At 66.5% G+C, this 19,850-nt stretch carries 18 protein-coding genes; 9 read left to right on the top strand and 9 right to left on the bottom strand.

What is annotated here, in order from left to right; genetic code table 11:
- Positions 1 to 220: 220 nt before the first annotated feature.
- The 3 genes from BW38_RS16215 to BW38_RS16205 all read right to left on the bottom strand — a co-directional run bounded on the left by BW38_RS16215 (position 221) and on the right by BW38_RS16205 (position 2,911).
- On the bottom strand, positions 221 to 1,228 hold the full coding sequence (locus BW38_RS16215; RefSeq protein WP_032975252.1) for a cyclase family protein: 1,008 nt from the start codon (positions 1,226 to 1,228) through the stop codon (positions 221 to 223).
- Positions 1,229 to 1,262: 34 nt separating this feature from the next.
- Complete coding sequence (locus BW38_RS16210) at positions 1,263 to 1,913, bottom strand: DsbA family protein (RefSeq protein WP_032975254.1); 651 nt, start codon at positions 1,911 to 1,913, stop codon at positions 1,263 to 1,265.
- Positions 1,914 to 2,005: 92 nt separating this feature from the next.
- Positions 2,006 to 2,911 (bottom strand): LysR family transcriptional regulator, encoded by a 906-nt coding sequence (locus BW38_RS16205; RefSeq protein ID WP_032975349.1) that lies wholly within the window; start codon positions 2,909 to 2,911, stop codon positions 2,006 to 2,008.
- 177 nt (positions 2,912 to 3,088) lie between these two features.
- Here BW38_RS16205 and BW38_RS16200 point away from each other — a divergent pair, with 177 nt between their 5' ends.
- Entirely contained in the window at positions 3,089 to 3,967 is an 879-nt protein-coding gene (locus tag BW38_RS16200) for a sterol desaturase family protein (RefSeq protein WP_235189899.1), read from the top strand.
- An 8-nt stretch (positions 3,968 to 3,975) separates the two neighbouring features.
- On the opposite strand, the gene BW38_RS16195 is transcribed toward BW38_RS16200, so the two are convergent.
- On the bottom strand, positions 3,976 to 4,680 hold the full coding sequence (locus BW38_RS16195) for an AraC family transcriptional regulator (protein WP_032975256.1): 705 nt from the start codon (positions 4,678 to 4,680) through the stop codon (positions 3,976 to 3,978).
- Positions 4,681 to 4,954: 274 nt separating this feature from the next.
- Positions 4,955 to 5,389: a glyoxalase/bleomycin resistance/dioxygenase family protein gene (locus BW38_RS16190; RefSeq protein ID WP_025878496.1), complete on the bottom strand. Its 435-nt coding sequence runs from the start codon at positions 5,387 to 5,389 to the stop codon at positions 4,955 to 4,957.
- 336 nt (positions 5,390 to 5,725) lie between these two features.
- Here BW38_RS16190 and BW38_RS0120510 point away from each other — a divergent pair, with 336 nt between their 5' ends.
- Complete coding sequence (locus BW38_RS0120510; RefSeq protein WP_081794536.1) at positions 5,726 to 8,521, top strand: glycoside hydrolase family 3 C-terminal domain-containing protein; 2,796 nt, start codon at positions 5,726 to 5,728, stop codon at positions 8,519 to 8,521.
- A 147-nt stretch (positions 8,522 to 8,668) separates the two neighbouring features.
- Here the strand turns inward: BW38_RS0120510 and BW38_RS16185 are convergent, their stop codons facing one another.
- Positions 8,669 to 9,574, bottom strand: a complete 906-nt coding sequence (locus tag BW38_RS16185) for a LysR family transcriptional regulator (protein WP_032975257.1) — start codon at positions 9,572 to 9,574, stop codon at positions 8,669 to 8,671.
- A 104-nt stretch (positions 9,575 to 9,678) separates the two neighbouring features.
- On the opposite strand from BW38_RS16185, the gene BW38_RS16180 reads away from it, so the two are divergent.
- From BW38_RS16180 to BW38_RS16170, 3 genes are all read left to right on the top strand, one after another.
- Positions 9,679 to 11,037 (top strand): MFS transporter, encoded by a 1,359-nt coding sequence (locus tag BW38_RS16180; RefSeq protein WP_032975258.1) that lies wholly within the window; start codon positions 9,679 to 9,681, stop codon positions 11,035 to 11,037.
- Complete coding sequence (locus BW38_RS16175) at positions 11,037 to 11,423, top strand: DUF4440 domain-containing protein (protein WP_032975260.1); 387 nt, start codon at positions 11,037 to 11,039, stop codon at positions 11,421 to 11,423. Before BW38_RS16180 ends, BW38_RS16175 begins: the two co-directional genes overlap by 1 nt.
- A 202-nt stretch (positions 11,424 to 11,625) precedes the next feature.
- Positions 11,626 to 13,536: a CocE/NonD family hydrolase gene (locus tag BW38_RS16170; RefSeq protein ID WP_032975351.1), complete on the top strand. Its 1,911-nt coding sequence runs from the start codon at positions 11,626 to 11,628 to the stop codon at positions 13,534 to 13,536.
- A gap of 102 nt (positions 13,537 to 13,638) precedes the next feature.
- On the opposite strand, the gene BW38_RS0120515 is transcribed toward BW38_RS16170, so the two are convergent.
- From BW38_RS0120515 to BW38_RS16160, 3 genes are all read right to left on the bottom strand, one after another.
- Positions 13,639 to 14,103 carry an SMI1/KNR4 family protein gene (locus tag BW38_RS0120515; protein ID WP_051584919.1) on the bottom strand — a complete coding sequence of 155 codons (465 nt, stop codon included), beginning with the start codon at positions 14,101 to 14,103 and terminating at the stop codon, positions 13,639 to 13,641.
- 242 nt (positions 14,104 to 14,345) lie between these two features.
- Positions 14,346 to 15,299, bottom strand: coding sequence for an AraC family transcriptional regulator (locus BW38_RS16165; protein WP_032975261.1), 954 nt, complete (start codon positions 15,297 to 15,299; stop codon positions 14,346 to 14,348).
- A gap of 91 nt (positions 15,300 to 15,390) precedes the next feature.
- Positions 15,391 to 15,723: a hypothetical protein gene (locus BW38_RS16160; RefSeq protein WP_025878503.1), complete on the bottom strand. Its 333-nt coding sequence runs from the start codon at positions 15,721 to 15,723 to the stop codon at positions 15,391 to 15,393.
- Positions 15,724 to 15,851: 128 nt separating this feature from the next.
- Here BW38_RS16160 and BW38_RS16155 point away from each other — a divergent pair, with 128 nt between their 5' ends.
- The 4 genes from BW38_RS16155 (at position 15,852) to lldR (ending at position 19,846) form a co-directional block, all read left to right on the top strand.
- Complete coding sequence (locus BW38_RS16155) at positions 15,852 to 16,610, top strand: SDR family NAD(P)-dependent oxidoreductase (RefSeq protein ID WP_025878504.1); 759 nt, start codon at positions 15,852 to 15,854, stop codon at positions 16,608 to 16,610.
- Positions 16,611 to 16,742: 132 nt separating this feature from the next.
- Positions 16,743 to 17,192 carry an MgtC/SapB family protein gene (locus BW38_RS16150; protein ID WP_032975262.1) on the top strand — a complete coding sequence of 150 codons (450 nt, stop codon included), beginning with the start codon at positions 16,743 to 16,745 and terminating at the stop codon, positions 17,190 to 17,192.
- Between the two features lie 177 nt (positions 17,193 to 17,369).
- On the top strand, positions 17,370 to 19,028 hold the full coding sequence (gene lldP, locus BW38_RS16145) for an L-lactate permease (protein ID WP_025878506.1): 1,659 nt from the start codon (positions 17,370 to 17,372) through the stop codon (positions 19,026 to 19,028).
- Positions 19,029 to 19,081: 53 nt separating this feature from the next.
- Positions 19,082 to 19,846, top strand: coding sequence for a transcriptional regulator LldR (lldR, locus tag BW38_RS16140; protein WP_032975263.1), 765 nt, complete (start codon positions 19,082 to 19,084; stop codon positions 19,844 to 19,846).
- Positions 19,847 to 19,850 lie beyond the last annotated feature (4 nt).

Consider the following 19,850-nt stretch of genomic DNA (forward strand, 5'->3'; position numbering starts at 1 on the left):
ATGGCGCGAGTATCGACAGGCCGATATCAGGGGCTGAGACCGGACATGCTACTCGGCTTGTGAGTAATATTACTAATGAAATCGGAGGGCGGGGTTTCAGCTTGCTGAAGGAGGCAAAGCATCCACGCATGGCGTGGATCTACTGGGGAACGGGGGCATGGATGCGGGAAAAGCGGTGCCGGCCAAGGTCGGCACCGCACACCCTGGCCCGGCTATCGGGTCACGGGCGGACTGGCAGGGCCACCGGGCGCAGTGGCGCGGCGTCGCCGCCGCGGATCTTCAGCGGGCCACCGATGAAGGCGAACTCGTAGACCTTGTCGCGCGCCAGTTCATCCAGCGCCACCAGCTCGATGATCGGCGCGCCCTGCTGCGCCAGCAGGTAGGTGTGCAGGGGCACGTAGTCGTCGGACACTTCGGAAGGGAAGGTCTCGAAGCTGAGGTTGTCGGCGCCGACGATCATCGCGCCGCTGTCCTCCACCAGGAAACGCGCCGCATCCAGGCCCATGCCCGGCGGGTTGGCCATGTAGGCCTTGGGCTGTTCGAACAGGCGCATGCGACCGGTGCGGATCAGTACGATGTCGCCCTGCTGCAGCTGCACGTGCTGGCGCGCCAGCGCATCCTTCAGGTCCTGGCGGGTGACGCGGTAGCTGTCCGGCAGCATGTCCATGCCCTTGGCGCCGGCCACGTCGATCAGTACGCCACGGGCGATCAGCGGCGGGAATTTCTCGATGCCGGTGACGTTCCAGCCGCGGTCGCCGAGGTGCTTGTCGGCCTCGAAGCCATTCCAGATCTTTCCATGGATGCCGAAGTGGTTCAGCGCATCGATGTGGGTGCCGGTGTGGCTGTACATCGAGAACGCGGTGCCGGTGTAGCTGCGGGTGAGGTTCATCGTCTCGCCTACGCCCATCGGGTCGTCCATCACCGTGCCGCGCGGGGTGTGGGTCATCCAGAACTGGTAGTGCGGGTCGCCGGCATCCTGCCAGCTGGGCATGCCGACGTAGTACTCGGTGGCCAGATCGTAGGCTTTGCCGCCGCTGACCCGCGACAGGATCGCTGCGCGTGAGGCCTCGGTGATCAGGTTGAGGCGGCCGATCTCGTCCTTCGGCCCCCAGGGGCTGGTGCCGACCTGCTGGCCGGAGGGAACGCGTTCGTGCGCGGACACGGCGGTGGAAGCCGCGGCGCCGGCCAACAGCAGGGCCAGGGCGGTGCCCAGGGTACGTGGGGTCATGGGAATCTCCTTGAAGGTGGGGGAACGGTGCGGCTCAGGCCGCGACCAGCGGCGCCAGGGCCTGGCGCAGTTGCGGCAGCGGCAGGGTCTGCAGGCGCAGGCCGTTGCCGGTGATGACGGTGGGGATGGAGCGGATGCCGAGTGCGGCAGCTTCAGCGCGGTCGGCCTGCACGCGCTGGCGCACCTCATCGCTGCGCATCCGGTCGGCGAAGACGCCACGCCGATGCCCCAGCTGTTCGGCGATGTCCAGCAGCACCTCGACGTCACCGATGTTTCGGTGCTGGTGCAGGTGCGCCCACTGCACGGCATCGAACATCGCGCCGTGTGCGGCGTTGCCGCCGAGCATGCCGGCGGCCTGGCAGGCCAGTGCACCCAGCCAACCGGAAGGGTATTCGAAGTCCTGTGCCCGCATGCCGTCGATATCGATGCGCGCGCTGTCGTCATGCGCGGCGCAGTCGGCCCAGTGGCGCAGGATGATGGCCTTGGCGCGCGGCATCGAGCCGAATACCTCGATCATCTGTTCGCGCGAGTCCTGCAGCACGAAGCTGCGGTGGCGGACCTGGATGCCGAGTTCGACCGAGACCTGCTGCAGGCGCGGGGCCAGCACGAAGCACCAGCCGCAGACCACGTCATGAAAGAAATCGACCACCGGTGCAGTGGTGGTCAGCGAAGGAGAGGCGATCATCGGCCTGCCGTCTGTGAGAGGGGAGGCGGCAGAGTAGGCAGTGGCGCCGGGCCGAAACAGCACGCGGCGGGCAGCTCAGTTTTCGCTGGCGGTTACGAATCCAACCCGGCGCAGGCGGGCAGTTCGGCGTGCAGGAAATCGATGAAGGCGCGTACCTTCGGTTGCAGGTGGCGCGCGGTGGGGTAGACCGCGTAGACGAACCGCGGCGGATAGCGATGGTCGGGCAGCACCTGCTGCAGTTCGCCGCTGGCCAGTGCCGGTGCGGCCAGGAACGAGGGCAGCGCACCGATACCGAGGCCGGCGACCAGCAGGTCACGCAGCAGCAGACTGTTGTTGGCGGTGACCCGTGTCGGCAGGGTCACCGTGACCCGGCCATCGGGGCCGAGCAGCGGCCAGCTGCCGGGTGAATCGGACAGGCTGTAGCCAAGCATGCTGTGCGCCTGCAGTTCTTCCACCACCTGCGGTGCCGGATGGTGCTGCAGATAGGACGGTGCCGCGCACAGCACCTGCTGCAGCGAAGCCAGGCGGCGTGCGACCAGCCGCGAATCTTCCAGTTCGGCGCGGATGCGCAGGGATACATCGAACCCTTCGCCAACCGCATCAAGCAGACGGTCTTCCATCACCAGGTCCAGTGCAAGCTGCGGATGCTGCTGCAGGAAGCGTGGCAGCAATGGCGACAGCGTGCTCAGTGCGAATGACTGCGGTGCATTGACCCGCAGGCGCCCGCTCACTTCACCGCGCTGTTCGGCGATGCCGCGCTCCAGCGCGTCCAGCTCATCGAGCAGGCGGCAGCATTCGCGGTAATAGGCATGGCCGGTTTCGGTGAGGCTCATGCGGCGGGTGGTCCGCTGCAGCAGCACTACGCCCAGGTGCGTTTCCAGCGTGCGCAGCTGCTTGCTCAACCCGGCTGGCGACAGGCCCAGGTCTTCGGCAGCACGGGCGAGGCTGCTGCGTTCGACGATGCGGCGGAAGGCGCGCATCAAGGTGAAGGAATCCATGCCGGTCCAGGCCGCGATGAGGTCGACATTGTAGATCCACGCCAGACGTGGATCGCCCACCAAGGTAGGCATTCAACGTGAGCGGACGCGGGGTTGCGCTGTTTGTTCAAGCCTGCAGCCCGCATGCCGCGCCAGCATGCAGGCCCCTCACTTCCCGGGTTGCCCATGAAGCACTGGATGCTCCGCCTGTATGCCCCGTTGTTCCTGCTGGGTTTTGTTGCCGCCGCCATCACCTGGGTCGGCCACTCCCACGGTGACCCGCTGTGGCTGCTTGCCTTGTTGGCTGTCGCCATCGCGGTGTCGTTCGCTGCCGAGCGGCTGTGGCCTTACGATCCGGCGTTCAACCACGACCAGGGTGACCGCCTGCGCGACGTCCTGCATGCGCTGGTCAATGAAAGCCTGAACCTGCTGTCGATCGCCACGGTGCCGATGCTGGCGGCAATCGTGCCCTGGCACGTCTGGCCGACGCAGTGGCCATTCGCGCTGCAGGTGCTGGTGGCGATCATCGCGGCTGACCTTGGCATCACCCTGGTGCACTACGCCAGCCATCGCATCGGCTGGTTGTGGCGGTTGCATGCGGTGCATCACAGCGTGACCCGCATGTATGGCTTCAATGGTTTGATGAAACACCCACTGCACCAGGCCGCCGAAGCGGTGGGCGGCGTACTGCCGCTGCTGCTGTTGGGCATGCCGATGCCGGTGGCCGCGGTGCTGGCGTTCGCCATCGCGATCCAGCTGCTGCTGCAGCATTCCAACGTGGACATGCGCCCGGGTGTGTTGGGCCGGGTGATGGCATGGGCACCGCTGCACCGCTTCCACCACATCCGCTATGGCACTGCAGGTGATGTCAATTTCGGTTTGTTCTTCACCGTGTGGGACCACCTGCTGGGGACCGCGTTTGATGCACCGGGCTATCGGTTGCGGCAGCGTGATCTGGGCATCGGCAGCCAGCCGGACTATCCGCAGGCGTATTCCGCACAACTGCTGGCCCCCTTCCGCGCGCTGCCCCATGGCGAGGTGCCGGAACTTCCGGAAGGACTGCGCAGGCGCGGGTGATCGATGCGTCAGGCCGCGTGCAGCTGCAGGCCCTGCAGTTGCGCGGCACCGATGCCGAACATGCGGCGCAGGCTGCGCGAGAGGTGGGGAAGATCGGCGAAACCGGCGGCATGCGCGCTGTCGGTCAGGCTGTGCCCGCGCAGATGATGCGCCAGCGCACTGCGCAGCCGTTGCCACAGCACCCAACCGCGCAGGGTCACTGCCAGCTCTGACTGGAAGCGCCGATGCAGCTGGCTGGTCGACAGATGCGCGGCCTCGGCGATATCGGCGGCCGGCACCGGGCCGGGCAGGTGCTGGGTGATGCGGGCCAGCGCCGCCTGCACACGGCGGTCCAGGGGCTGTGGGCGGCTCAGTCGCGGCAGCCACTCGTGCAGCTGCGCAGCATTGCCGGGCAACGACTGCAGATGCTGCTGGATCTGTTCGAGGTCGGCATGTGCCGGTTCGAGGAACACCGTGCAGCCGTCAGCGGGCGCCGACAGGATCGCGTGCGATTGGAAGGAGCGCAGCCACAGCCGTTGGCCCTGCTGCTGCACGCCATCGATCTCGACCTGCCAAGGGACGCCGTCGCTCAGCAGCAGCTGATGGGCGTAGTGCGCATGCGCGGCGCTGTCACCGGCGTGGCCCTGCAGCACAGCCACGTGTGCATCCAGCAGCAGGGTGCCATTCCAGGGTAGAGCGGGGGAGGACATGGAGGAATTGTAGATCCACGCCATGCGTGGATGACGTATGCCGCAAAGGTTCATGGGAAAAACATCCACGCATGGCGTGGATCTACTGCGCGCCGGGAATCTGTCGAAGGCGGGGTGGGGCCGGTTGCGGGGGCGTGAGCCGCATGGATGCGGCGACCGAGGCTACATGGACGTACTTGCGCCGTCCCCCGCAACCGGACCTGCCCCGCCTACCAACAGGAGCCCAGCTTTTGCTTAGGCTGTTGCAGTTGCCTGCGCCGTTGCCTCTGCGGGTGCCGGGTGCAGCCCGGCCGCCACCTCACCGCCCCTGCGGGTCCGGCCGGTGGTGCACGTACTCGACCACGGTGCCATCGGGATGCACCGCATTGAACGCCGCACCGGTCGGTACCACCTGCAGCGGAAAGATGATCTCGGCGCCGGCGGCCACCAACTTGTCGTGATAAGGCCGAACGTCGTCGACCAGCAACGTGCCCGTGGTCGACGTGAACGGCGCCAGCGCCTCGTCGCAGCCTTCGATCAGCAGGAACGCACCGACCATCGCCAGCCGCAGGCCCGCATCGGGAAACGGAAAGCCGGCATCGGCGACCACACCCTGCAGCTGCTCGTAGAAGGCCACGCTGCGTTCCAGTTCGCCGGGGGCGACGAACACCCGGATCAACACGCGCGGGCTGCGCTGGCTGGAGGTGTCACAGCGGTCGCGCCAGAGATGGTCGAAGTCGCGATGTACGGTCATGGGCTCGAATCGTCGCCGGGGAGAACCATTATCGGCAGCGCCGTGCAGCCCGTTGATGACCGCCGGTGATGGGCTGATAACCAGTCCGCACATCGCGCCTGTGACTTAGGTCCTGTTGACAGCGATGAACGCCCTCGCACACTCTTCACATGATGGGTCGCCCTGCGCGGCCCGGACAGGCAGGTTGTCACGCACGGGAGGAGGGTCCCGCGCGCAGACCGGCCCGTCCTCTGGCCTGCAAGGCGTTGCCCGGCAACGCATGCGCGGCATGACGCTGCACCCTTCGGCGGCACTTTCCCTGGACCGATTGCCTTGGCAACGGAATTACGCCCGCCGATGAAAACGTTTACAAAGCCGCTCGCCCTGTCCCTTGCCCTGTCTGCCGCACTGGCCACCCCGGCCTGGGCCGACTCCGCCGCCTTCACCGTGCTGACGCTGGAACAGGCGCCGACCGCGGACGCGATGCCGGCCCTGGCTGCCCAGTTGAAGACCCTGCAGGTGGATGCGGTCAGCGTTCGCCAAGTACAGCGCGGCATCGGCCAGGTCGATCCGCTGCAGCTGCTGGCCGATGGCCTGGGCTACCAGTACCGCTTCATCGCCGCCGGCAAGGATGACGGCCAGACCCAGCACGGCCAGGCCGTGTTGACCCGGCTGCCGATCGCCGCCGAATCCGGCCCCGACCAGCCGGGCCTGAACTACCTGCGCCTGGATGACGGCCGCCATGCAGTGGCGGTGTACACCGACGCTGGCGCCGGTGCTTCGCAGTTGCCGGCACTGGTGTCGCGTTCGCGACTGGGCGCGCCGGCGGTGCTGCTCGGCGCGGTGGCCGGTGAATCGGCCAAAGCGGCCGGCTTCGATCCGGCACGCGTGGCCCTGGAGGCCGATGCCAGCTATTTCAGCGATGGCTTCCAGGCCGCCAGCAGTGCGCCGTTCAAGGTTGAAGGCAGCGCGCTGCGTGCAACCCTGCTGACCCTGGCCTATGCGGCGGACAAGGGCGGCGAGCAGCCGTGGATGGATACCACGCTCACCGCCGATGCGCGCGCTGCGCTGCTGCTGAAGGCGATGACCGAGGACGAGAAGTTCCAGATGCTGCACAGCTACTTCGGGCTGGGCAAGGACGGTGGCAAGCTGCCGGAAGGTGCGGTGGGTTCGGCCGGTTTCGTGCCGGGCGTAGCGCGCTTGGGCATTCCGTCGCAGCAGTCGGCCGACGCCGGCGTGGGCGTGACCAATCCCGGTGGCATCCGCCCGGGTGATTTCGCCACCGCCATGCCGTCGGGCCCGTCGACGGCGTCCACCTGGAACCGCGGTGTTGCCTTTGCCGGTGGCGCGACGATGGGCCGCGAAGCCTGGCAGCAGCGCTTCAACATCCTGCTGTCCGGCAGCGTCAACCTGCAGCGTGACCCGCGTAACGGCCGCAACTTCGAATACGCTGGTGAAGACCCGCTGCTGGCCGGTTCGATGGTCGGCGCAGTGATCCAGGGCGTGCAGAGCCAGCACGTGATCTCCTCGATGAAGCACTTCGCGCTGAACGACATGGAGACCCGCCGCAACTTCCACGACGTGCGCATTGGCGAGCAGGCCATGCACGAATCGGATCTGCTGGCGTTCGAGATCGCGCTGGAAGCCGGCCGCCCGGGCGTGGCGATGTGCTCGTACAACAAGATCAACGGTACCTACGGCTGCGAAAACGGCTACCTGATGAACCAGGTGCTGAAGCAGGAGTGGAAATTCCCCGGTTTCGTGATGTCCGACTGGGGCGGCGTGCACAGCGGTTCGAAGGCGGCGCTGGCCGGCCTGGACCAGCAGTCGGCCGGTGAAGTGTTCGATGCGGCGGTGTTCTTCGATGAGCCGCTGCGCCTGGCCGTGCACGGCGGCGTGGTACCGCAGGCGCGCCTGAACGACATGGTCGCGCGCATCCTGCGCACGATGTTCCTGCACGGCAACTTCGACAACCCGCCGCAGCACCAGAAGGTCGACGCTGAAGCCGGTTTCGCCGTGGCCCAGCGCACGGTGGAAGAAGGCAGCGTGCTGCTGCGCAATGAAGGCAGCCTGCTGCCGCTGGCCGACAGCGCCAAGCGCATCGTCATCATCGGTGGCCATGCCGACAAGGGCGTGATCGGTGGCGGTGGTTCGTCGATGGTGGGCGTCACGGCCAAGGGCACCAACGCGGTGCCGGGCGTGCTGCCGACCACCTGGCCGGGCCCGGTGATCTTCCATCCGTCCTCGCCGTTGGAATCGCTGCGTGCCGCGCGTCCGGACGCCACCATCACCTATGTGGACGGCACCAATGCCGCCGCTGCGGCCAAGGCTGCTGCACAGGCGGATGTGGCCATTGTGTTCGCCACCCAGTGGGCGGCCGAATCGGTGGACCTGCCGGACATGCAGCTGCCGGACAACCAGGATGCGTTGATTTCGGCGGTGGCCAAGGCCAACCCGAAGACCGTGCTGGTGCTGGAAACCAACGGTCCGGTGCGTACGCCGTGGCTGGCGCAGGTGCCGGCGGTGCTGCAGGCCTGGTACCCGGGTATCCGTGGCGGTGAAGGCATTGCCGCACTGCTGACCGGCCAGGCCAATCCGTCCGGCCGCCTGCCGGTGACCTGGGTGGTGGACGAATCGCAGCTGCCGCGCCCGCATATCGATGGCCTTGGCTTCAAGCCGGCCAAGCCGTTCGGCGATGTGTTCGATTTCGATATCGAAGGCGCCAACGTCGGCTACAAGTGGATGGCGGCCAAGGGCCTGACCCCGACCTTCGCCTTCGGCCACGGCCTGTCCTACACCTCGTTCGCCTATGAAAACCTGAAGGTGAGCGTGGAAGGTTCGCGCCTGGTTGCCAGCGTCGACATCCGCAACACCGGCAAGCGCGCCGGTGCCGACGTCGCCCAGCTGTACCTGAAGCTGCCGGCCGGCAGCGCCACGCCGATCCGCCTGATCGGCTACGACAAGGTCGAGCTGCAGCCGGGCGAACAGCGCCGCATCCGCATCGAAGCCGAGCCGAAGACCCTGGCGCATTACGATGCGCAGGCACGCCAGTGGAAGATCGCCGGCGGCACCTACCAGGTGCAGTTGTCGCGCAACGCCGCCGAGCCGCTGCAGAAGGTGGACGTGCAGCTGGTGGAGCAGGTGCTGCGCTGATCCGCTGCGGTACTGATGGTTGAAGACACGGCCCCGCAAGGGGCCGTGTCTGTTTACGGGGTGCCGCTGCGCTCGCCGGGCATGGCCCGGCGCTACCCGATTACGGGCATCCCGGTAGCGCCGGGCCATGCCCGGCGGGCGAAGGATTCAGCTGGCGTCGTCACCAAACCACCCGCGCAGGAAATCGATCAGCTGCCGCACCTTCGGCGAGGGCTGGCTGCTGTGCGGGTACACCGCGTACACGCTCTGCTGCGGGAAACGATGCTGGCGCAGCACCGGCCGCAGGCGGTCGTGGGCGAGATCGTCCTCGATCAGCCAGCGTGGCAGCACGGTCACTCCTGCGCCGGCCACGGCGAACGCGCGCAGGCTGCTGGCTCCATCCACGCGTATCACCGCGTTGCCCGGATTGGTGGCGAACAATGCATCGCTGCCATCCGGCGCGACCACCGGCACATCGGCCAAGCGCGGATAGCCGAGGCGGGGCAGGGTGCCCAGCAGCACCGGATCATCCACCGCCTCGGCGGACCCCAGGCGCGCCAGCAATGCCGGAGCGGCGACCGCGCACAGCGGGTGACGTTCCAGCTCGGTGGCATGCAGTTGCGAATCGGGCAGGCGGCCGAGGCGGATCGCCAGGTCGAAACGCTCGGGAATCAGGTCGGCCGGGGCTGGCGAGGTCGATAGATGCAGCGCCAGCGCTGGATGCTGCGCGCGGAAGGCTTCCAGTGCTGGAATCAGCCGCAGCTGCGCGTACTCCGGGGTGGTGGTCAGGCGCAGTACGCCCTGCAGTTGATGCTGGTCGCGGCGCGCGGCATCGATGGCGGCCTGCGCGGCATCCAGTGCCTGCACGCAGTGCTGCAGGAACTGTTCGCCGGCCTCGGTCAGCGCCAGGTGGCGGGTACTGCGCAGCAGCAGGGTTACCCCCAGCTCCTGCTCCAGCCGCTTCAGGTTGAAGCTGACCACGGCCCGGCTCAGGCCCAGGCGCTCGGCGGCGGCGGTCAGGCTGCCGGCCTCGACCACGGCACGGAAGATATCGAAGCGATCGAGGCTGACCATGGTGGCTGATTGTCAAAACAGGTTTGACAGTGTTGCAGCTGCCGTCGTGTTTTTCCAACAACGCTGGTCCGCGATGCTGTCGCCTTCGCTGCCGGAGCCTGCTGATGCCTTCCCCACGCCTGCGCCATGAGGCGATCTTCCTGCTGGTGTTCGCCCTGGACCTGGTCAACATGTTCATCGCCACCGTGGCCTACCCGGCGCTGGCGGCCGAGCTGCATGCGGACATCGGCACCCTGGCCTGGGTGGGCACGGCTTACATGCTGGGCCTGAGCGTGGTGATTCCGCTGGCCCCGTGGCTGGCCGCGCGCTGCGGCGAGCGTCGCCTGCTGCTGGCTGCCTTGTTGCTGTTCGCGGTGGCTGCGGGCCTGGCCGGCGCCGCGCCGTCCATCGGCTGGCTGCTGGGCTGGCGGCTGCTGCAGGGGTTGGCTGGCGGGCTGCTGATTCCGGTGGCGCAGGCGGCGGCGTACCGGCAGTGCACGCCTGAGCAACGCGGTGCGCTGACCCGGCGCATCCTGCTGGTGGCGTTGCTGGTGCCGGCACTGGCGCCAGCTCTTGGCGGCCTGCTGGTGCAGTGGCTGTCCTGGCGCGGCGTGCTGTGGGCCAGCCTGCCGCTGGCGGTGCTGGCGATCGCCCTGGTGCTGGCGTGGATGCCGGCCGATGGCCTGCGCAGTGCGCCACGCCTGCAGGGCTATGCACTGGCCACCGCGATGTCTGCGCTGGGCGCGTTGCTGCTGGCATTGACCTGGCTGGGTGAGCCTGACCATCGCTTCGCCGGCGCAGGGTTGCTGCTGCTGGCAGCAGTGCTGGCCGTCGCCCACCTGCGTAATGCACGCCGGCAGCCGCAGCCGCTGCTGCGCTGGTCGCTGCTGTCCCATCGAGGCCTGCGCATGGCGATGCTGGTCTATCTGGCGGTGCCGGGTGTGTTCATCGGCAGCCAGCTGGCCAGTACCCTGCAGTTGAACCACGCCGGTTACAGCGCCGCGCAGATCGGCGCCTTGATGTTGCCGTGGGCGCTGGCCTCGGCACTGGCAATCACCGGCAGCCGGCGCTTGCTGGCGCGCTTCGGACCGGGCGCGGTGCTGCGGCTGGGCATGGTCCTGCAAGCCAGCGGTCTGCTGCTGATGGCGCTGCAATCGCAGCCCTCCTTCGCGCTGGCCGCCATGCTGTTCGCCCTGATGGGCGCTGGCGGCAGCCTGTGCAGCAGCACCGCGCAGACGCTGGCGTTCCACGGTGTGGACGCCGAGGCGCTGGGCGATGCCAGTGCACTGTGGAACCTCAACCGCCAGCTCAGCTTCTGCCTGGGTACCGCCGCCATTGCTCTGCTGCTGGCCTTGGCCATGCAGTGGTGGCCGGCGCATGCCACCGGCGTGGCGCTGGGCCTGGCGGCCGTACTCACCCTGTTGCCGCTGGCGCTGCTGCGCCGGTCGCAGCTGCATTCCCTTTCCACTCCGGAGACTGCTTGATGGACATGACCGCCGAACACGAAATCCACCTGCTGCACGACGAGCTGCAGGCCTGGTTCCGCGCAGAGGTCGCGGCCGATGCACTGGCTGATCTGATGGAACATTTCTGCGCGGACTTCAGCATGGTCGGCATCTCCGGTCGCAGGTTGGACCGCGCCGCCGTGCAGGCGCTGTTCGTGGGCGGACACGGCGCCCGGCCGGGACTGCGGATCGCCATCGAGGCCGTGCAGGCGGTGGAAGCGCCGTCGCCGCTGGCGGTGCTGCGTTATCGCGAAGGGCATGCCGTGGGTGGGGAAGAAACCGCGTGGCGGGAATCGCTGGCAGTGCTGCGGCAGGAAGGAGGGCGCTGGCGCTGGCTGGCCCTGCATGAAGTACCGGTGGCGTGATGGATCCGCCGGGCATGGCCCGGCGCTACCGTGGTTGGTCGTGAACGGGTAGCACCGGGCCATGCCCGGTGAGCGCGGCGGCAGCAGACCGCACATGTGCCATCAGTCCTGCCTGCAAACGCCGCAGAATGCAAAGCAGGCACACGCTTTGCCGGGGGCTACGGGAGTAGGCTGGGGCCTTTCCTGCCGGGAGGTGATGTCCATGCGTGTGCGTGCCGTTGCTGTTGCCGTAGCCCTGAGCCTGTCCAGCGCCGTGCTGGCCGCCGACACGCCGCCGATGACCCCGGACATCAGCGGAAAACCCTTCGTCGCCCCCGATGTGGGCCGCGACTACGACAAGCGCGTGGTGATGGTGCCGATGCGTGATGGCACCAAGCTGTACACGGTGATCGTGGTGCCCAAGGGTGCCCACAATGCACCGATCCTGCTGACCCGCACGCCGTACGATGCCGCCGGCCGCGCCAGCCGCAGCGATTCGCCGCGCATGCGCGATCTGCTGCCGCAGGGCGATGAAGTGTTCGTCGATGGCGGCTACATCCGCGTGTTCCAGGACATCCGTGGCAAGTACGGCTCCGAAGGCGAATACGTGATGACCCGGCCGCTGCGTGGGCCACTGAACGGTACCAAGGTCGATCATTCCACCGATGCGTGGGACACCATCGATTGGCTGGTCAAGCATGTGCCGGAGACCAACGGCAAGGTCGGCATGCTCGGCTCGTCGTACGAAGGCTTCACCGTGGTGATGGCGCTGACCGATCCGCACCCTGCACTGAAGGTGGCCGCGCCGCAGAGCCCGATGGTCGATGGCTGGATGGGTGACGACTGGCTCAACTACGGCGCCTTCCGCCAGGTCAATTTCAACTACTTCGCGATGCAGACCGAGAAGCGGGGCAAGGGCACGCCGCTGCCGTCGCTGGGCTACGACGATTACAGCACTTTCCTGCGCATCGGCTCGGCCGGTGACTACGCGCGCTTTACCGGCGTGGACCAGCTGACCTGGTGGAAAAAGCTGGTACAGCACCCCGCATACGATGCGTTCTGGCAGGGCCAGGCGCTGGATGCGGTGATGGCGAAGACGCCGCTGAAGGTGCCGACCATGTGGCTGCAGGGCCTGTGGGACCAAGAAGACATGTGGGGTGCCAACCACGCCTACCAGGCGATGGAAGGGCGCGATACCGGCAACACCCACAACTACCTGGTGATGGGCCCGTGGCGGCACAGCCAGGTGAACTATGACGGCAGCCAGCTTGGGGCGCTGAAATTCGATGGCGATACCGCGCTGCAGTTCCGCCGCGACGTGCTCAAGCCGTTCTTCGACCAGTATCTGGTGGATGGCGCGCCGAAGGCCGATACGCCACCAGTGCTGGTCTACAACACCGGTGAAAACCACTGGGACCGCCTGCAGGGCTGGCCGCGCAGCTGCGAGAAGGCGTGCGCGGCAAACAGCAAGCCGCTGTACCTGCGTGCCGGTGGCAAGCTGGCGTTCCAGGCGCCGGCGGCGGGCGAGGGCGACTTCGAGGAATACGTGTCTGATCCGTCCAAGCCGGTGCCGTTCGTACCGCGTTCGGTGCGCTTTGGCGACCGCGACATGTGGACGACCTGGCTGGTCAAGGATCAGCGCTTCGTCGATGGCCGCCCCGACGTGCTGACCTTCATCACCGAGCCGTTGACCGCACCGCTGCGTATCGGAGGTACGCCGGTGGTGAACCTGCAGGCGTCCACCAGTGGCACCGACAGCGACTGGGTGGTGAAGCTGATCGACGTGTATCCCGACCAGGAAGCATCGACACCGGAGATGGGCGGCTATGAGCTGCCGGTGTCGCTGGCGATCTTCCGTGGCCGCTACCGCGAGAGCTTCAGCGACCCCAAGGCGCTGGCGGCCAACCAGGTGCTGCCGTACCGTTTCGACCTGCCCAATGCCAACCACACCTTCCAGAAGGGCCACCGGGTGATGGTGCAGGTGCAGTCCAGCTTGTTCCCGCTGTACGACCGCAACCCACAGACCTACGTGCCGAACATCTACCTGGCCAAGCCGGGTGACTACCAGAAGGCGACGCAGCGGGTATGGCACAGCGCCGCGCAGGCCAGTTACATCGAACTGCCGGTGTACTGAGACGGAGGGGATGACGCCGGGCACAGCCCGGCGCTACCCCGGTCGCGCGATGTCGGTAGCGCCGGGTGTGGTAGTGCCGGCCGTTGGCCGGCATTCTCACGCTCAAGGATAAAGGTTGTCGCTAGTCAGCTGCCCGCTGTCGAACTTACAAAAGAGTTCGGCAATAGACTCGGCTATAGGCTTACCTTGGCTGATATCCAGATCGCCCAGATCGAATGAGGCTATCTGTCCGCGACTGGACGGGCTGAGATCGAGCGCGATGAGTGTCGATCCCCCGTCCGTTCCAATGCCCATCAGGGAATCACCAAGGTAGCGACGGACCTGGTAGCTGTCGTTGAGCTCGATGATGCTGGCGATGGACCATAGGTCGACATAAGCATGAGGGAACGCGCAGCGCCCGCCGTTTGACCAGCGCAGGAGTTCAATGAAGTCCTCGGGAATCGCTGCCTCGGCCCAATGTGCTTGCAGTCTGCGCAGGCCGTCTGTATGCGCCCCCGTCTCGGGCAGCCATGGGCTTTGGATGCTCCGGATGAAATTCGGCGTGTGTGGTCGATCCCGGTTGTCCACGTGGATTCCCTATAGTCAGCCCTACTACGGTGGCGTGACCCATTCTTGGCGGCAAGGGGCATGCGCGACATGCGCAGAGATGTACCGGGAATGCGATCCCTTTCAGAGAGTGTCGACCAAGGTCGACACCTACCGGAACAGATCGCCTGCAGGACTGATGGGGTAGTGCCGGCCGCTGGCCGGCAACGCGGTGGCGCGAAAGCGTGTCGACCAAGGTCGACACCTGCCCGGGCAGATGTGCTTCAACCAACCTTCGAAGGGCCGGTGCGCCAGCGGCTGGGCACCAGCCCGAAGCGCTTGCGGAATGCGGCAGCGAAGTTGCTGGGATGCCGATAGCCGGTTTCCGCAGCCGCCTGTTCCACGCTCCAGCCGGATTCGCGAAGGCCCTGCTCGGCATGTCGCATGCGTTGTTCGTGCAGGTAGTCGAACACCGAGCAGCCATACTCCTGGACGAAGTGCCGGCGCAGTGCGCTGGGGCTCATGCAGGCCAGTTGGGCAAGTTCCAGCAGGCTGTGCGCATGGCCAGGGTCGTCGTGCAGGAACGTCCGTACGCGTTCCAGCCGCGCCCGCTGGCCACTGCGCAGCGCACGCGCACCTTCGGCGTGCAGATCATCGGCCTGCAGGCCGGTGGACAGCAGCTGCAGGGCAATGCCCTCGCGCCACAGCGCGTCCAGGCCGTCCTGCCAGGGGCTGTCGAACAGCTGCGCGAGAGGCGGCAGCATCGCGTGCGGAATCGCCCAGTGCCTGCATTCCATGTGTGAACCCAATGCCCGCTGCAATTGCGGTTGCCGCAGCAGGTCCGGGTCCAGATCGGCTGGCACCATCAGGCTGATGCCACGCAGGCGCATATTGCCGGGATGGACGCCGACCATTGCCACATGGTCGCGGTGGCTGGTGGTCACGGCGGTGCCTGCGCGCAGGCTGAAGTCACTGCGGTTGGGAACCTGCACGTCGACCTGGCCCTGCAGCATCACGCGGATGACCAGGCCGGGCCGTTCGTGCGCTGTGGCGGTGTAGGCGACGCGGTTGTGCACATCCGATGCGAGCAGGCTCATGCCGCCGCGCAGGGTCTGTTCGTGCAGGTCGCCGTGACCGGCCCACTGTTCTTCGCGCAGGTGGCTTGGATCGGCACGGTAGTCATAGCCGTGTCGCTGGCCAAAACGGCGGTAATCGGCAAACGTGAAATATCGGGACATCGCTCGGCGCTCAACCATGGATGATGGGTGCCGGCGACGATGTGCCCGCACGTTCCATCGTGCACCTGCAGCGCGGATCGGTCCTGCGCTTTCAGAGTTGGAAATAGATTCCTGTCATTTTCTCCAATGCCAGCCCGAATGCGATATCCAACGGGTCAATCGATTGGCATTTACGGCCAAGTTGAAGATCGCGCAGCAATGCGCGTGCGTACTGTAACTGCTCGGGACGGGTGATCGATTCGTCTTCGTAGTGGTCAAAGAGCAGGCCGAACCGCGTATTGAGGGTAGTGAGGAAGCCGCTGTCGAACAGCAGATCGACCGTGGCATCGCTGAGCATCACTTCGTACAGATCGCCAGGCAGGCAGGAATCGGTATCCAGCCGCCGTTCGGCATCGGCAGAAAGTGGAACGCAGGCTGTACGCATGGGAGCTCAGGTGGCGGGCATGCGCGCAAGTATCACGCATGCAGCGCTTTCGTCACGAAGAAGGGCGTAGTGTCGGTGAGGTCGGACGGTTCTGTCCGCATCGATTTCCCAACAGATGGAGACCACAGATGATTGATTACCGACTCAACGGAAAAACCGCGATCGTCACCGGCGGTGTATCCGGTATCGGCCTGGCGGTAGCGGAAACGCTCGCTGCATCGGGCGCGCGCATTTCGGTGTGGGACCTGAAGCAGGATGCGGTGGATGCCACGGTGGCCACGCTGCGCAACCAGGGTGCCGAGGCCATCGGTGTCGCGTTGGATGTCACCGACGAGGCGGCGGTGGAAGCGGCGGTGCAGCGCACGGTGAAGGAACTGGGCGGCGTGCATGTCGCAGTGAATAACGCTGGCATCGGCGGGCCAGCGGCAAGCAGCGGCGACTATCCCATTGATGGCTGGAAGCGCGTGGTCGATGTGAACCTGACCAGCGTGTTCCTGTGCCAGCGGGCGCAGATCCAGGCGATGCGCACGGCGGGCAGCGGCGGCAGCATCATCAACATGGCCTCCATCCTGGGCCAGGTCGGGTATGCCGGTTCGACCGCCTATGCGGCGGCCAAGCACGGCGTGGTCGGCCTGACCCAGACGGCTGCATGGGAGCACGCTGCCGATGGCATCCGCATCAATGCGGTGGGCCCGGGCTTCATCAACACGCCGTTGCTGGAAAAGATGGACGCCAAAGTGCGTGCCACCCTGGAGGGCCGGCATGCACTCAAGCGTTTGGGAACGCCGCAGGAAGTGGCCGCGCTGGTCGCCTGGCTGGCCAGCGACGATGCCTCGTTCGCGACGGGTGCCTACTACGCCATCGACGGTGGTTACCTGGCGCAGTAGTGCCGGCCGCTGGTCGGCAACTCCCGTTGCATGGAACAAGGCGGCATCGCCCGGTGAAGAGGGCGTGCCATCGCCTTCACCCCCGTCCCACGGCCGCCGGGCAACGCTCCGGGAAACTGCCGGAGCCTCCCCATGGAACTTACCCAGGACATGTCCATTCTGCTGCGCGTGGCCGCCGCCATGGTCTTTGGCGGCGTGCTGGGCGTTGAACGTGAGATGGGCAAGCACGCTGCCGGCCTGCGCACGCACATGCTGATTGCCGGTGCCGCTGCGCTGATCGTCGGCCTCGGTGATTCGGTGGCCGAACACTTCCAGCAGGAACGCTACCGCGATCTGCTGCAGGTCGACCCGGTGCGATTGATCGAAGCGGTGGTGGCCTGCGTGGGCTTCGTTGCCGCCGGCACCATCCTGCGCGGCAATCGCGAAGACCAGGTCAGCGGGCTCACCACCGCCAGTTCGCTGGTGATGGCCGCGGCCATCGGTATTGCCGTGGGCATCGGCAAGTACGTGATCGCGCTCGGTGTCAGCGTGCTGTGCGTGCTGGTGCTGGCGTTGATACGGCGGGTGGAGAAGAAGCTGTAATCGCTAAATGGTACGACCAATAATTCCGTATAGCCCTATGGTCTAATAGGCTGTCGGCAGGATTGGAGGTTCAATTCGCGCCTGTGGTCCGATTGTTGGTCAATGTGGTACGACCAATATATGACGGGCACGACGCCCCCACCCGGTGGGGAACCCCCTGTTCCTGTCGAGAACCCTATGCAGCCCTGGCAACACGTGTACGACCCCGCCGGCAACCTGTGGTTGTCGAGCCTGATCGCGCTGCTGCCGATCGCCTTCTTCTTCATCGCCCTGGCCGTGCTGCGCATGAAGGGTTGGATCGCCGGCACCATCACGGTGGCCATCGCCCTTGCCGTGGCGCTGCTGTTCTATCGCATGCCGGTGGCGCAGGCGCTGGGCGCGGCCGGCTTCGGCTTCGTCTATGGCCTGTGGCCGATCGCCTGGATCATCATCGGCGCGGTGTTCCTGTACAAGGTTTCGGTCAAGACCGGCCAGTTCGACATCATCCGTGCCTCGATCCTGTCGGTCACCGAGGACCAGCGATTGCAGATGCTGATGGTCGGCTTTGCCTTCGGTGCCTTCCTGGAAGGTGCAGCCGGGTTCGGTGCGCCGGTGGCGATCACCGCCGCGCTGCTGGTCGGGCTGGGCTTCAAGCCGCTGTATGCGGCCGGCCTGTGCCTGATCGTCAACACCGCGCCGGTGGCGTTCGGCGCGATGGGCATCCCGATCATCGTGGCGGGGCAGGTGACCGGCCTGGATGCCTTCGAGATCGGCCAGATGGCCGGCCGCCAGCTGCCGTTCCTGACTGTCATCGTGCTGTTCTGGATCATGGCGATCATGGACGGCTGGCGCGGCATCAAGGAAACCTGGCCGGCGGTGCTGGTGGCCGGCGGTTCGTTCGCCATCGCCCAGTACCTGACCTCCAACTTCATCGGCCCGGAACTACCGGACATCACCGCCTCGCTGGCGTCGCTGGTCTGCCTGACCCTGTTCCTGCGCCGCTGGAAGCCGGTACGGATCTTCCGCTTCGATACCGAAACCAGCGCTGAGGCGGCCGCACAGGCAATGGAGGCGCCGCGCCACAGCGTCGGCCAGATCGCCAAGGCGTGGTCGCCGTTCCTGATCCTCACTGCGATGGTCACCGTGTGGAGCATCAAGCCGTTCAAGTCGCTGTTCGCAGCCGGTGGCCCGCTTGAAGGCTGGGTATTGAAGATTCCGGTGCCGGGCCTGGACCAGATGGTGCAGAAAATGCCGCCGATCGTCGATGCGCCGCTGAGCTATGAGGCGGTGTACAAGTTCGACTGGTTCTCGGCCACGGGTACCTCGATCATCCTTGCCGCAATCATTGCGATCATCGCCCTGCGCATGCCGGCGCGCTCGGCGCTGCAGACCTTCGCTGAAACCGTGCGCGAACTGCGCATGCCGATCTTTTCGATCGGCATGGTGCTGGCGTTCGCCTTCATCGCCAACTATTCGGGGCTGTCGGCAACGCTGGCGCTGGCACTGGCGCACACCGGCAAGGCGTTCCCGTTCTTCTCGCCGTTCCTGGGCTGGCTGGGCGTGTTCCTGACCGGTTCGGATACCTCGTCCAATGCACTGTTCTCGGCGCTGCAGGCGACCACCGCCCAGCAGATCGGCGTGTCCGACGTGCTGCTGGTAGCGGCCAACACCACTGGCGGCGTCACCGGCAAGATGATCTCGCCGCAGTCCATTGCCATTGCCTGCGCGGCGGTGGGCCTGGCCGGCAAGGAGTCGGACCTGTTCCGCTTCACCGTCAAGCACAGCCTGATCTTCACCACGATGGTCGGCCTGATCACCCTGGCCCAGGCCTACTGGTTGACCTGGATGATTCCCTGAGCCATGCAGTACAGGCCGACCAACAGCGGCGTGCTTCGGGCCACAATGGCGCCATGAGCACACAACGGGTTTCGGACAAGGTGGCCGCGCAGCTGCGTGCGCTGGTGCAGGAACAGCAGTTGCAGCCGGGCGACAGGCTGCCGGCCGAGCGCACGCTGGCCGTTCAGCTGGGGGTCTCGCGCACCGCGCTGCGCGAGGCCATCGCGCAGTTGTCCAGCCATGGTCTGCTGACCGCGCGGGTAGGCGGTGGCACTTACGTGAGCGAGCCCGCCGCACGTGCGCGGCAGGCGCTGGATGAACCGCTGGTGCCGTACCTGCCGCTGTTCCAGGGGGACCCGGAATACCGCTTCGATGTGCTGGAAATCCGCCACGCGCTGGAAGGCGCCACGGCCTGGCACGCCGCGCTGCGCGCCACCGACGAGGACCGCGCGCGCATCGCCCAGGCGTTCCAGACCATGATGGATGCGCATGGCAAGGACGACCCCGCCGGTGAGGCGCAGGCCGATGCGGCCTTCCACCTGTCCATCGCCGAGGCCTCGCACAACCTGGTATTGCTGCAGGTGATGCGCGGCCTGTTCGAACTGCTGCAGACCAATATCTCGCAGAGCCGCGAAAAGCTCTACACCTCGGCCAGGACCTTCTCGCCGCTGTCCGACCAGCATCGCGAAATGATGGATGCGGTGCTGGCCGGCGACCCCGAACGTGCGCGCGCCGCCGCGCATGCCCACCTCGAGTTCGTGCACACCACGCTGCGCACCCTCGATGACAACGAAGCCCGGCGTGCGCGGGCTTCGCGTCTACCTTCCCCACACGGTTGACCCC

It is taken from the genome of Stenotrophomonas sp. RIT309, assembly GCF_000632045.1.
GTDB classification, from domain to species: Bacteria; Pseudomonadota; Gammaproteobacteria; order Xanthomonadales; family Xanthomonadaceae; genus Stenotrophomonas; species Stenotrophomonas indicatrix.

What these genes read in the sequence shown, in the direction of transcription:
- BW38_RS16215 (WP_032975252.1), bottom strand. Translation starts at nt 1,228, where the DNA reads ATGACCCCACGTACCCTGGGCACCGCCCTGGCCCTGCTGTTGGCCGGC.
- BW38_RS16210 (WP_032975254.1), bottom strand. Translation starts at nt 1,913, where the DNA reads ATGATCGCCTCTCCTTCGCTGACCACCACTGCACCGGTGGTCGATTTC.
- BW38_RS16205 (WP_032975349.1), bottom strand. Translation starts at nt 2,911, where the DNA reads ATGGATTCCTTCACCTTGATGCGCGCCTTCCGCCGCATCGTCGAACGC.
- BW38_RS16200 (WP_235189899.1), top strand. Translation starts at nt 3,089, where the DNA reads ATGCTCCGCCTGTATGCCCCGTTGTTCCTGCTGGGTTTTGTTGCCGCC.
- BW38_RS16195 (WP_032975256.1), bottom strand. Translation starts at nt 4,680, where the DNA reads ATGGCGTGGATCTACAATTCCTCCATGTCCTCCCCCGCTCTACCCTGG.
- BW38_RS16190 (WP_025878496.1), bottom strand. Translation starts at nt 5,389, where the DNA reads ATGACCGTACATCGCGACTTCGACCATCTCTGGCGCGACCGCTGTGAC.
- BW38_RS0120510 (WP_081794536.1), top strand. Translation starts at nt 5,726, where the DNA reads ATGAAAACGTTTACAAAGCCGCTCGCCCTGTCCCTTGCCCTGTCTGCC.
- BW38_RS16185 (WP_032975257.1), bottom strand. Translation starts at nt 9,574, where the DNA reads ATGGTCAGCCTCGATCGCTTCGATATCTTCCGTGCCGTGGTCGAGGCC.
- BW38_RS16180 (WP_032975258.1), top strand. Translation starts at nt 9,679, where the DNA reads ATGCCTTCCCCACGCCTGCGCCATGAGGCGATCTTCCTGCTGGTGTTC.
- BW38_RS16175 (WP_032975260.1), top strand. Translation starts at nt 11,037, where the DNA reads ATGGACATGACCGCCGAACACGAAATCCACCTGCTGCACGACGAGCTG.
- BW38_RS16170 (WP_032975351.1), top strand. Translation starts at nt 11,626, where the DNA reads ATGCGTGTGCGTGCCGTTGCTGTTGCCGTAGCCCTGAGCCTGTCCAGC.
- BW38_RS16165 (WP_032975261.1), bottom strand. Translation starts at nt 15,299, where the DNA reads ATGTCCCGATATTTCACGTTTGCCGATTACCGCCGTTTTGGCCAGCGA.
- BW38_RS16160 (WP_025878503.1), bottom strand. Translation starts at nt 15,723, where the DNA reads ATGCGTACAGCCTGCGTTCCACTTTCTGCCGATGCCGAACGGCGGCTG.
- BW38_RS16155 (WP_025878504.1), top strand. Translation starts at nt 15,852, where the DNA reads ATGATTGATTACCGACTCAACGGAAAAACCGCGATCGTCACCGGCGGT.
- BW38_RS16150 (WP_032975262.1), top strand. Translation starts at nt 16,743, where the DNA reads ATGGAACTTACCCAGGACATGTCCATTCTGCTGCGCGTGGCCGCCGCC.
- lldP (WP_025878506.1), top strand. Translation starts at nt 17,370, where the DNA reads ATGCAGCCCTGGCAACACGTGTACGACCCCGCCGGCAACCTGTGGTTG.
- lldR (WP_032975263.1), top strand. Translation starts at nt 19,082, where the DNA reads ATGAGCACACAACGGGTTTCGGACAAGGTGGCCGCGCAGCTGCGTGCG.